Here is a 12134-nt window from a genome sequence, read left to right on the forward strand (position 1 = left end):
ATGACGGCCACCACGATCATCGCCGAGGAGCCCGCCTTGCCGGCGGCCCCAATCCGTTCCGTCAACCGCCGCATCATGGCCGCCGCCTGGCGCATGCCGAGCTTCAAGATCGGTTTCTTCATCTTCATGGCGCTGGTGCTGGCCTCGGCCATCTATCCCGAGGTGTCCTCGATCAGTGCGACCAAGATGGTGGTGAAGGACAAGTTCATGTCGCCGGTCTTTCTCGGCGACAAATGGACCTGGGATCATCCGCTGGGTACGGATCAGCTCGGCCGCGACATGCTGATGCGCAGCCTGATCGGCCTGCGCTATTCGCTGCTGGTCGGCGTCGTCACGGTCCTGCTCATCTTTGTCATCGGCTGCGGCCTTGGCCTGTTCGCCGGCTTCAAGGGCAAATGGTGGGACACCGTCATCATGCGGATCACCGATGCCCAATTGTCGATTCCGATGATCATCCTGGCGATCACCATTCTCGGCGTGTCGCGGCCGACGGTGCCGACCATCATAATCGTGCTGGCGCTGTCCGGCTGGCCGCTCTACGCGCGCGTGGCGCGCAGCGCCGCGGTCACCGAGCGCGGCAAGGAATATGTCCGCGGCCTGCGCGTGCTCGGCGCCGGGGACTGGCGGATCCTGTTTCTGTTCGCCGCGCCGAACATCCTGCCGCCGATCGCATTCGTCGCCGTGCTCGACGTCGCACGCATGATGATCTTCGAAGCGATCCTCGGCTTCCTGGGGCTTGGCATCCAGCCGCCGACGCCGAGCTTCGGCAGCATCATCGCCGACTCCCGCAAATACCTGATCAATGCCTGGTGGATCGCGACCACGCCGGGCGTGTTCCTGGCTATCGCGCTTACCTCGATCAACCTGATGGGGTCGGCGCTCGAGAAGGCGCGCAACCGCATCTATGGGGGTCTCTGAGATGGATCTCTCGCTCATTCTGGAGGTTGACGACCTCACGGTCGGCGCTTCGGCACCGGGCGCCGCGCCGATCCTCGATCACATCTCCTTCCGCCTCAACACCTCGGAGATCTTCGGCATCTATGGCGAAAGCGGCGCCGGCAAAACCGTGCTCAGCCGCGCATTGGCGAACTGGCTGCCGGAAAGTCTGGCGTATCGCTCCGGACAGGTCACGTTCGCCGGCCACGACATTCTCGGCGCCGGGGCGCGCGAGGTGCGGATCGGCCGCGACATCGCCTATATCGGCTCCAAGCCGCAAAGCTCGCTCGATCCGACGATACCGGTCGGGACCCAGATCGCGGAAAAGCTGCACAGCGTCAGGCCCGAATGGAATCCGCGCGAATGCCGCGAGCGGGTCGTGCAGCTCCTCGGCGAGGTCCGGATTCCATCGCCGAAGGAGCGCTATTGGGACTACCCGGCAAAATTTTCCGGCGGCATGATGCAGCGCGCGATGATCGTGGACGCGATTTGCGCCGAGCCCGCCGTCCTGATCGCCGACAACATTACCCAGCCGCTCGATGTCACCATCGCGGCACAGATCGTGGCGCTGCTCCACGACCTGTGCCTGCGCCACAGGATGGCGACAATCTATCTGTCGTCTTCCTTGCCCACGCTCGGCCAGTTCGGCGACCGCACGGCCGTGCTTCATCAGGGCCGGTTCGTCGAGCAGCAAGCGTTTGCCGGCCTGCTCGCCTCGCCACAGACCGACTACACGCGCAAGGCCATTGCCAGTGTGCCGCGCATGTGGGCGACCACCGAGGGCCCGCTGGCCCGCCGCAAGGCGCAAGACGAAGTGCCGCTGATGAAGGTGGAGCACGTTGTTCGGACCTATCGCGCGCGCAAGCGGGGGACGTTCAATACCTACAGCAACGTGCAGGCGGTGCGCGGCGTAACGCTCGACATCATGCCGCGCGAGAATTTCGGTATCGTCGGGGAATCCGGCTGCGGCAAGTCGACCCTCACGCGCCTGCTGGCCTGGCTGGAGGTTCCCGACAACGGCAGCATCGTCCTCAACGGCACGTCGCTCGGGGCGTTGTCGCCGCGCGAGCTGATCCGCACCCGCAGCGAATTCCAGCTGCTGCTGCAGGATCCGTACAACGCGCTGCCGCCGCGCACCACCGTCGGCCGCATGATCGAGGAGAGCCTGCTGATCCGCGGCAATGTCGCCCGCGCGGACCTGCGCAGCCGGGTCATCGCAGCGATGGCCGAGGTCGGTCTTGCCGCCGAGCTCTATGACCAGCTCCCGAACACGCTCTCCACCGGCGAGCGCCAGCGCATCTCGATCGCGCGTGCCCTGATCCTCGATCCCAAGCTGCTGATCCTCGACGAAACCTTGTCCGCGCTGGATCAACGCGAGCAGTCAAGGCTGATCGACCTGTTCTCGAAGCTGCAGGAGAAGAACGACCTCACCTATGTCTTCATCTCCCATGATCTCGCAATGGTGCGCAGGGTCTGCACGCGCATTGCCGTGATGTATCTCGGTGAGATGGTCGAGATCGCCGACAACCGCGAGCTGTTCTTCGATCCCCAGCATCCCTACACCAAGGCATTGCTCTCGGCCGCCCCGACGCTGGAGGAGAAGCCGTTCAACCCGGCGGACTTCTTGCTGGAGGGCGAGCCGCCGAGCCCGATCGATATCCCGGCGGGATGCAGCTTTGCCTCGCGCTGTCCGAAGGCGTTCGGCCGCTGCCGGCTGGAGACGCCGAAGCTGGTCGAACACGCGCCGGGGCGCTTCGCCGCCTGCCACCTTCTCGACGGCGACCCGGCGCAGGCCGCGGCCTGAGCGCTCAGGGCCGTGGCTTGAACGGCCAGTCCATCGCGAACGAGCGCATGTCCTCCAGCGCCTTGGTCACCTGCAGCACGCCGAGATCGTCGAAGCGGTGCCCGGTCACTTGGACGCCGATCGGTAGATGGCGGGAATCGAATGCCATGCAGACGGTGGAGGCGGGCTGGCAGGTCTGGTTGAACATGGCGGTGAACAGCGTGTGCGCGAGCGGCGTCTCACGCGACACGCCGGGCTCCTCGGCCGGGAAATTCACCACCGGCAGCGTCGGGGCGATGACATAGTCCCAGCCCTCGAAGGCCGCGAGCAGCGCCGCCTTCATCTTGGCGATCCGGCCCAGCGCCCGGTAGAGGTCGGCGCCCGAATGTTTCGCCCCGCCAAGGCACCATGCGCGAACGTAGGGATTGATGTCGCGTGCGGTGTCGCCATGCGGCGGCAGCGCTGCATATTCGAGATAGCCGCGCACCTGGAGGAACAGGTCGATCGGCGCATAGGCGTCGTCGGTGAGCGGAGAGGTGAACGGCTCGACGATCGCGCCGGCGCCGGCGAGCAGCTTGCCGGCCGCATCGACCGCGCTGCGAACCGTAGCTTCGGCCTTCATGCCGAAGCCCATGTCGGTGAGGACGCCGATCTTCAGTCCCTTCACGTCGCGCTTCAGATGCTCGTGATAGCGCACGCCATCGGCGGGCAGGCTCCAGGTGTCGCGCTCGTCCTGCCGCGTCAGCACGGTCAGCAGGCGCGCGATATCATCCACGCTGCGACCCATCGGGCCTGCCATGCGCATGGTGTCGGCCGGCAAATGCGGCACACGGCCATGGGTCGGCTTCAGTCCGGCCAGTCCGCAATGGGCGGCCGGAAGGCGGACCGAGCCTGCGATATCCGTGCCGACGGAAACATAGCCGGCGCCAGCGGCGACGGAGGCGCCTGCGCCGGCCGACGAGCCGCCGGTATTCCAGGCGAGCCCCCAGGGGTTGCGGGTAACGCCGTGCAGCGAGCTGATGCCCGACGCCATCAGGCCGCAATCCGGCATCGTGGTCTTGGCAAAGATCACCGCGCCGGCCTCGCGGAGCGCGATCGCCGGCGGCGAATCGTAGTTGGACGGCGGCAGGGCACGGTTGGCGCCGATGCCGTGAAAATAGGGCCAGCCGATCATGGCGACGCTGTCCTTGACCGTCATGGGGACGCCGTCGAGCGGACCCAGCGCGGTTCCCGCCTTCCATCGCGCTTCCGAGCCTTGCGCGCTTGCGATGGCTTGCTCCGGACGGAAGCAGAACAGCGCATTGATCGCGGGATTGACCGCCTCGGCATGGCCGAGCACGGTTCGCAACACCTCCACCGGCGACAATGCGCGCGATGCGTAGGCCTCCGTCAGCCCCGCAAGGCTCATCCCGATCAGTTCCGCAGCAGACATATTGGCCTCGACAAATGGCGTTCTGGATCAGTGTCCGGATAGCGAAAGTCGCCCCTGTCGGGGTAGTGCCGCTGCCGTAAGGGCATGATTTGGTGGAGTGCGAGGCATCCCTTTTGCATCTGTCTTGATCGAATTTGTCATCAAACCGGGAGGCCCGCGACAGGCGGGCCGAACGACACCCGCGAGAGATCAGAAGTCGTCATGAGCCAATCTGGAACGCAAATCGCCACGGTCCGGAACTACATTGCCGGGCTCCCGGGATGGGGGACGGGCGATATCGTGATCGAGCCCGCCATTCCGGTCCTCGCCTCGCCAAGCTGGCGCGGGGTCGACGGCGCTCCCTGGCGCGCCACCAGGAACGGAAGCGGCGAGAGCATCTTCATCAAGAACATGGATGTGGATGCCAAGCTCTACATCGACGTTGCCTGCGCGTTCGAAGCGGCCCGGCGCGCATCCGATCTCGGTATCGGTCCCAAGGTGCTTGCGGCGGATCCGGACGCGGGACTTCTGGTCATGGAAGATCTCAACCGTGGCTGGCGGGTCGGCACGCTGGAGCGGATGCTGGAGCCGAAGATCGTCGACGCGGTCATCGCGGCGCGGCGCCTGTTCCAGGCAGGGGCGCCTCTGCCGCGGCGCATGGGAGTCTTCGACGAGATCGAGCATTTCTACGAGGCGGCAAAGGCCGCGAAGGCGCAACTGCCGTCTGATGCGGAATGGCTGGTCAAGGAGCTGCGTTTTGCGGCCGATGCCTTGAGGAAACTCGACATCAAACCGGTGCCAATCCATGGCGATGGCAATGTCTCGAACATCCTGATCAGCGACACCGGCGAAGTTCGCCTGATCGATTGGGATCGCGCCACGACGGCCGACCCGCTGGAGGACCTCGGCAGCTTCCTCGTCGAAGCCTTCGCGCAGGAGCCGGAGGCGCGCGACGCCTTCAGCCGCAACGCCGGCGGATTCGACGAGCGCGCATTCAGCCGCGCCCGCATCTACGGCATGGCGGATGATCTGCGCTGGGGCCTGATCGGCGCCGTGCTCGCCGCGCTGTCGGCGCGCAACACCTTTGAGTTTTACAAGTTCGCCAGCTGGCGCTTCGTACGTTGCCGCATGATGGTCCGGGAGCCGCGCTTTGGCGAGATGCTTCGGAGGATCGCATGACTGTCCGCAGGAAGCTCGGCGAGGGAGCGACAGTCCACGAGCGCAATATCGAGGCAGCGATCGCCCGCGTGCCGCAATGGCACGGCAAGGGGGCGGCCTATACCCCGCTGGTCGGCGGCCTCATGAATCAGAACTGGCTGGTCGAGATATCCGGCGATGGACGGCGCTACTTCATCAAGGTGCCCGGCGAGGGCTCGGAGATGTTCATCGATCGCGTGACCGCCAACGAGGCTGCGCGCAATGCCCACGCCATGGGCGTTGCGCCCGAGGTGATCTTTTTCGACGCCACGGACGGGCTCGAGATCAGCGAGTTTCTCGAAGGCTATCGCGCCTGCACCAATGCCGATTTCGGCGATGCCGCCATCCAGGCCGACGTTCTCGACCTTTACCGCCGCCTGCATGCCGGCCCGAAGCTCGGCCAGACCAAGACCATCTTCGACATGATCGAGGAACATATCGAGCAGGGCAGGGAGCTCGGCGCGCATTTCCCGCAGGACATGCCCTGGCTGATGCATCGCTACAATCAGGCCAAGTCGGCGTTCCTGGCGTCGGGTCTCGATCTCGTGCCGTGCTTCAACGATCCGATGCCGGGCAATTTCCTGATCTCGGCGGAATCAGGCGCCCCAAGGCCGATGAAGCTGATCGACTATGAGTTCGCTTCCAACAACGAGCGTAGCTATGAGCTCGGCGTCCTGTTCGCCGAGATGTTCTTCGACGAGCATCTGACGGAGGCCCTGATCGAGCAATATCTGGGCGAGGTGCGGCCGCAGATGGTCGCGCGCGTGATACTCAACCGGGCGCTCGCCGACCTGAAATGGGCGTCATGGGCGGTCGTGAACAGGAAGCTCAAGGACTGGGATTTCGACTATCAGAAGTACGGCGTCTGGAAATACATGCGTGCCCGCGACGTGATGTACGATCCCCGCTGGGATGGCTGGTTGCGGCTCGTCTGAGCCGCGCGACAGGAGGGCTTGCGCAGTTATTGATTGAGGATCGCGAGCGCCTGCTCGAGCAGGCTGTCGTTCGCGGCCGCGATGATCCGGCCATCGGATTCCGGCGACAGCGGCCGCCCCTGCCAGTCGCGGACGATGCCGCCAGCGCCCTCGACCACCGGAATCAGCGGCATGAAGTCGAACGACTTGAGGGAGGTTTCGACCACGAGATCGCAGTGGCCGGATGCGAGCAGGCCATATTGGTAGCAGTCGCCGCCAAATCGCCGGAACATGGCCTTCTGGCTGAGCGCATCGTAGCGGGCCCAGTCGCTCGGCGTGAAGAAGTCCGGCGATGACGTGTAGATCTGCGCGTCTTCCAGTCGCGTGGTGCGGCTCACCCTTGCCAGCTTGCCGTTGAAGGTGGTGCCTTGCCGGGTGCCGTACCACCGCTCGGCCAGCGCGGGCATATCGATCATGCCGGCGGTGATCGATCCATCTCTCTCGTCGGCGAGCGCGACGAGCGTGCCGAACAGCGGCATGCCGGAGATAAAGCTCTTCGTTCCGTCGATCGGATCGAGATACCATGTGTAGCGGTCCCCGGCCGTCGATCCCATCTCCTCGCCGAGGATGCCGTGATCGGGGAAGCGCGAACCGATCAGCTGCCGTAGCTCCATTTCGATCGCACGATCGGCGATCGTGACCGGCGTCAGGTCCGGCTTGCGCTCGAAATCGACGCGGGAACGGAAGTGCGTCACGGCGATCCGTCCGGCCACGTCGGCAAGCTCGTTGAAGAACGAAGCGAGCTCGCTTGCCGATAATCTGTCTTGAATGTCGTCCAATGGTCACTCCGGGCGGGAGGCGCGCCGACGTCGCGGGACGCACGACGCCTTGCCTTGGGATCGGGCGTTACGCGGTCTCGTGGACCGACTGCTTGTCGATCTCCCAATAGGGGGAGTCGAATCCGTTGCGCCGCGCCACTCGGGCGGCAGGGCTCCTCGGCTGCGGCACGCCAGCGGCCGGCTGCGGCGCCGACACGGGCGCCTGGCGAACGTCGCGCGGCGCCACCTTGAAGTGCCGGCTGAAGCAGCGGGAGAAATGCGACACGTTCTTGAAGCCGACTTCGTAGGCGACCTCCGAGACGGTCCGCCGGCCCTTCGGATCGGCGACTAGGATTTCATACGCCCGCTGCAGCCGCTTGGTCTGGACGAACTGGCTGACCGTGGTTTCGTTGTCGTTGAACAGGCTGTACAAATAACTGAGCGAGATGCGGCTCGACGCCGCGATCTTCTTCGGCGACAACGACTGGTCACCGAGATGGCTCTCGATGAAGTCGACGATCCGGCGGCGCAGGTGATAGCGCGCGTTGCGCACATCGGTTGCGGCGCCGCGATCCTCCGATCCGATGGTCAGCGCGACGAAGCTGATCATTTCGGTCGCGAGCGCCTGGGGGTTCGGCGGCGGCGAGGCGACGAACAGTTCGGCCACGCTGCGGATCATGCCCGCCAGCAGGTGCGTCATCTGTTCGTTTGGCTTGAAGCGGCGACTGATGTGATCTTCAACCGAGACGAGCCGGCCGCGCAGCTCGGCGGCCGGAATCCGCAACATCAGGAAGCGCGCGGTCTTGTCAGACGACAATTCGTAGAAGGCGAGCTCGCTGAGCAGGACATATTCGCCGGGACGTGCGATCCCGATGCGGCTGTCCTGGCTGAATGCGACGCATCCAGTCTGCGGAAACACCAGCACATAGGCGGCATCGTGGATGCAGGCAACGCGTTCCCAGTTGCGGGCAAAGGCGTGGTCCGGCCCGACGAGTTCGAGATCGAGGCGTCCGATCCGGGTCCGCCAATCCTGCGTGGGACCGGGGCCCTTGTCGTTGCCAGCATGAAGGCCGGTGTTTTCCTCGCGGGAAGCAACAGATGTCAGGCGTGCCATGGCTGGGCCTTTCTCAGGGTTGCGCAACGATGATCTCCGTTCCGGCTTCACGGAGAGCGGTTGCCAGAGCTCCCTCTGGCTGCCGATCGGTAACCAGGCGATCGATATCGGTCCAATGTGCGAAGACGGTGAGCGCACGCTGGTCGAATTTGCCGTGATCGGCTACCAGGATGGCTTCTGCGGCGCGCTTGGCCATCGCGCCATAGATGGCACCGGCCTCATCGTCGGCATCATTCGCGCCGCGCGCGCTGATGCCGGTCGCGCTCACGATGGCGCGGTTGGCCTCATAGCTGTTGATGTTCGCGATCGTCTGCGTGCCGAACACATAACCTTCGGTGGGGTGATAGCGGCCGGGACAGCAGAGCACGCGGATCGACGGATTGACGGCTAGCGCGGCCGCAATGGCGTAATCATGGGTGATCACGGTGATGTCTTGCGCGCGTGAGGCCAGCCGTCGCGCGATGTGAAACGTGGTCGCGCCCGCGCCAAGCATCAACACCTCGTTCGGCAGGATCAGGTCGGCGATCACCGCGGCCATCGCCTCGCGCTCGGCGATCATGATCGCCTTGCGATCGGTCAGCGCCGGCTCGAGCGCGAAGGGACGGGACGCCCCGCCATAGGTGCGGTTGATGAGCTTCTGCTCCTGAAGCTCCATCAGATCGCGCCGGATGGTCTCGCCGGAGACGCCGAGCACGGCGGCGAGCTCGGAAGCCCGCAGCGTCGGCGCGGCGGTGAGTTGCGAGATGATGTGCTTGTGGCGCGCGAGCTTCGAGAGGCGGTCGCCGTCGGCCTTTCGTGGCCGCTTGTCGGCCGCAGCAGGGGCGTCACTCGTCATTCGCTGTCTCTCCGGCTGCAAACCTCTCCAGCGTCGGTGCCATGATCGTTCCCCAAGTGATGTTGTGAGTCCACATCAATTGTGTGGCATATTCCTCATTTTTTGGGCGCCGTGGCTGCCTATGGAATTCGCAAAGGAATCATGGCGATCACATAAGGCACTGAAACATATGAAGTATGGCTTTGGAATGCGGAGCGCATGTCTGACGTTCTGGTGTCTCTTGCCTGCAATCTGCTTTTCAGTTGTGGGGATTCGCACATAGATCCAAGGTCGCAGTGGAACGGCTGGGGAATGATCGCCGCAGGGGACGGCTTTGGTCCGCGCAGGCCGCGGGCCAAAGGAAAGGCAGGCGATGCAGCAGGAAAAAGGGATTCTGGCGTTGAACGCCTTCGATCAGAGTCGGGTGTCGTCAATCGACCCAGCGCTCGGCGAGGCGGTGCAACGACGCCTGCGTTCGTTCGGAAAAGCCTCGGTGCTGTTCTATCAGGAGCCGATCAGGATGGCGCGCGCCGAAGGCGTCTATATGTTCGACGTCGATGGTCGGCGCTATCTCGATCTCTACAACAACGTGCCGTCGGTCGGGCATTCGCATCCGCGCGTTGTCGAGGCGATAAGCCGTCAGGCCGGCCTGCTCAGCACGCACACACGCTATCTCAACGACGTCGTCGATGGCTATGCGGAGCGTCTCCTGGCGACGTTTCCGCGCGGGATCGATCATCTGGTCCTGACTTGCACCGGCAGCGAGGCGAATGACCTTGCGCTACGGGTCGCGAAAGTGACAACCGGGCGGATGGGCTTCATTGTCACGGAGACCGCCTATCACGGCAATAGCGCCGCAGTGACCGATGTCTCGCCGTCCTCGCGTCCCGGTCAGCCGCTGCCGCCCCACGTGCGGGCAGTTCCCGCACCCGAGATGTATCGCAATCCGGTCGGCGATCCCGGCCAGCGCTTTGCCGACAGCGTTGCCGCAGCGATCACCGATCTCGAGCGAAGCGGCTTCGGCTTTGCTGCGCTGCTGGTGGACACGATCTTTTCGAGCGATGGCATCCATGCCGACCCTGCCGGCTTCCTGGCCCCCACCGTGAAGCTCGTGCACGAACGTCAGGGACTGTTCATCGCCGACGAGGTGCAGCCAGGCTTCGGACGAACCGGGGCGGCGATGTGGGGCTTCGCGCGCCATGGCGTCGTCCCCGACATCGTCACGATGGGCAAGCCCATGGGCAACGGCTTTCCGATGGGAGGCGTCGCCATGCGCGCCGCGCTGCTCGATCGCTTTGCCGCGGAAGTGAAGTACTTCAACACCTTCGGCGGCAACCCGGTGGCCGCGGCCGCAGGCCTTGCCGTGCTCGACGTCATCGAGGACGAGGGCTTGATGCAGAATGCGCGCGAGGTCAGCCGTCACCTGATGGATGGATTGCGCGAGATCGGCAATCGCCACATGACCATCGGAGACGTTCGTGGTGCCGGCCTGTTCATCGGGCTCGAGCTGGTGCGCGACCGCGACAGCAAGGAGCCCGCACCGGAGCTCGCTAGCCTGCTGATCAATCGCCTGCGCCGGCGCGGCATCCTGATCGGTGCTGCCGGTCCGTTCGGCAGCACGCTCAAGATTCGTCCGCCGCTGTGCTTCGGCAAGGACCACGCCGACATGTTCATCACCGCGTGCGACGAGGAGTTGCGCGAGGTGGCCGCGTCGTGACGCGATCGCCGATAGCCCGCGATGCCACAGAAGCCGAAGATTTGAAGATCATGGATGCAAGAAGCGTACGAACTATCGCCGAGGCGAAGGCCCTTGTCGAGGAGCGGGGCCTCTCCCACGTCAAGCTCGGCATCGTCGATCTCGACGGCGTCATTCGCGGAAAATATCTCGCGCGCGACAAGTTCGTCGGCGCGCTGGAGGCCGGCTTCAGCTTCTGTGACATCGTGTTCGGCTGGGACTCCAACGACCAGATGTACGACAATTGTGCATTCACCGGCTGGCATACGGCCTTTCCCGACGCGACCGCGCGCATCGATCCTTCGACCTGCCGCAATGTGCCGACGGAAGAGAACATGCTGTTCTTCCTCGGTGAATTCGAGGGCGCCGCGGCGGGGGTGTGTCCGCGCCGGCTGCTGCGGCGCGTCATTGACCGCGCCGAGGGCATGGGATTCTCGCCGTCCGTGGCCGCGGAGTTCGAGTTCTTCGTGTTCGACGAGACGCCGCACAGCGTGCGCGAGAAGGGCTTTCGCGGCTTGAAGAATCTCACGCCGGGCTGGTTCGGCTATTCTATGCTGCGCGCCTCCGTCGAGTCCGAATTTCATCGCTCGCTGCTCAAGCTCTGCAACGAGATGGACATGCCGGTCGAAGGCCTGCACACCGAGACCGGACCCGGCGTGCTGGAGGCCGCGATCCAATACACCGATGCGCTCGCGGCCGCCGACCGCGCCGTGCTGTTCAAGACCTTCTCCAAGGTCTGGGCCGAGCGTCAGGGCAAGATGCTCACCTTCATGGCCAAATGGTCGAACGCCTATCCCGGACAATCCGGGCATCTGCATCTGTCGCTGCGCGACCGGGACGGCAATCCGGTGTTTCACCAGGGCGGCAGGCCCGGCGACATGTCCGACATCATGCGCTGGTTCGTCGGCGGCCAGCAGGCGCTGCTTCCGGAGCTGCTCGCGATGGTGGCCTCGACCGTGAACAGCTACTCGCGCCTGATCCCCGGCTTCTGGGCACCGACCGACGCGACCTGGGGAATCGAGAACCGGACCTGCGCGTTGCGCGTCATTCCCGGCAAGCCGGCCAGCCAGCGCGTCGAGTACCGCGTCGCTGCCGCCGACATCAATCCGTATCTGGCGATCGCGGCCGCGCTCGGATCGGGCCTCTGGGGAATCGAGCACAGGATCGAACCGGACGAGCCGATCATCGGCAACGCCTATGAGCGCAGGCATCCGCCCGAGCGCGCGTTTCCGCGCACGTTGTCGGAGGCGGCCGACCGGCTGGTCGCCTCGCAGGCGGCGCGCAACCTGTTTGGCGACGTCTTCGTCGATCACTACGCGATGACGCGGCAGTGGGAGGAGCGCGAGTTCCGCAAGGCCATCACCGACTGGGAGCTCGCTCGCTACTTCGAGATCATTTGAGACGGATCCTCC

Annotated in this window: 10 protein-coding genes; 6 read left to right on the forward strand and 4 right to left on the reverse strand. The window is 64.8% G+C overall.

All coding sequences use genetic code 11. From position 1 onward, the window contains the following. A complete protein-coding gene (locus J2R80_RS20285; RefSeq protein ID WP_057020612.1) occupies positions 1-918 on the forward strand; it encodes an ABC transporter permease in 918 nt (305 codons plus the stop codon). A gap of 1 nt (position 919) precedes the next feature. After that, a complete protein-coding gene (locus tag J2R80_RS20290; RefSeq protein ID WP_253639283.1) occupies positions 920-2740 on the forward strand; it encodes an ABC transporter ATP-binding protein in 1821 nt (606 codons plus the stop codon). 4 nt (positions 2741-2744) lie between these two features. Here the strand turns inward: J2R80_RS20290 and J2R80_RS20295 are convergent, their stop codons facing one another. Next, a complete protein-coding gene (locus J2R80_RS20295; RefSeq protein ID WP_253639284.1) occupies positions 2745-4151 on the reverse strand; it encodes an amidase in 1407 nt (468 codons plus the stop codon). Positions 4152-4352: 201 nt separating this feature from the next. On the opposite strand from J2R80_RS20295, the gene J2R80_RS20300 reads away from it, so the two are divergent. Together J2R80_RS20300 and J2R80_RS20305 are read left to right on the forward strand one after the other, a co-directional pair. Beyond that, the gene (locus tag J2R80_RS20300) at positions 4353-5309 is read left to right on the forward strand and encodes a phosphotransferase family protein (protein WP_253639285.1); all 957 of its coding nucleotides are present in this window, start codon (positions 4353-4355) and stop codon (positions 5307-5309) included. After that, positions 5306-6262, forward strand: a complete 957-nt coding sequence (locus J2R80_RS20305) for a choline/ethanolamine kinase family protein (RefSeq protein WP_168856098.1) — start codon at positions 5306-5308, stop codon at positions 6260-6262. Before J2R80_RS20300 ends, J2R80_RS20305 begins: the two co-directional genes overlap by 4 nt. 26 nt (positions 6263-6288) lie before the next feature. Here the strand turns inward: J2R80_RS20305 and J2R80_RS20310 are convergent, their stop codons facing one another. From J2R80_RS20310 to J2R80_RS20320, 3 genes are all read right to left on the reverse strand, one after another. After that, positions 6289-7080 (reverse strand): inositol monophosphatase family protein, encoded by a 792-nt coding sequence (locus J2R80_RS20310; protein ID WP_168856097.1) that lies wholly within the window; start codon positions 7078-7080, stop codon positions 6289-6291. 67 nt (positions 7081-7147) lie between these two features. Further along, entirely contained in the window at positions 7148-8173 is a 1026-nt protein-coding gene (locus J2R80_RS20315; RefSeq protein WP_253639286.1) for a helix-turn-helix domain-containing protein, read from the reverse strand. A gap of 13 nt (positions 8174-8186) precedes the next feature. Beyond that, positions 8187-9008: a DeoR/GlpR family DNA-binding transcription regulator gene (locus J2R80_RS20320; RefSeq protein ID WP_253589681.1), complete on the reverse strand. Its 822-nt coding sequence runs from the start codon at positions 9006-9008 to the stop codon at positions 8187-8189. 352 nt (positions 9009-9360) lie between these two features. Between J2R80_RS20320 and J2R80_RS20325 the strand changes: the two genes are divergently transcribed. After that, on the forward strand, positions 9361-10704 hold the full coding sequence (locus J2R80_RS20325) for an aspartate aminotransferase family protein (RefSeq protein ID WP_253589682.1): 1344 nt from the start codon (positions 9361-9363) through the stop codon (positions 10702-10704). Between the two features lie 50 nt (positions 10705-10754). Beyond that, a complete protein-coding gene (locus J2R80_RS20330) occupies positions 10755-12122 on the forward strand; it encodes a glutamine synthetase family protein (RefSeq protein ID WP_253639287.1) in 1368 nt (455 codons plus the stop codon). Positions 12123-12134 lie beyond the last annotated feature (12 nt).

The sequence above is a fragment of the Bradyrhizobium sp. USDA 4541 genome (genome assembly GCF_024171085.1).
Taxonomy (GTDB): domain Bacteria; phylum Pseudomonadota; class Alphaproteobacteria; order Rhizobiales; family Xanthobacteraceae; genus Bradyrhizobium; species Bradyrhizobium australafricanum.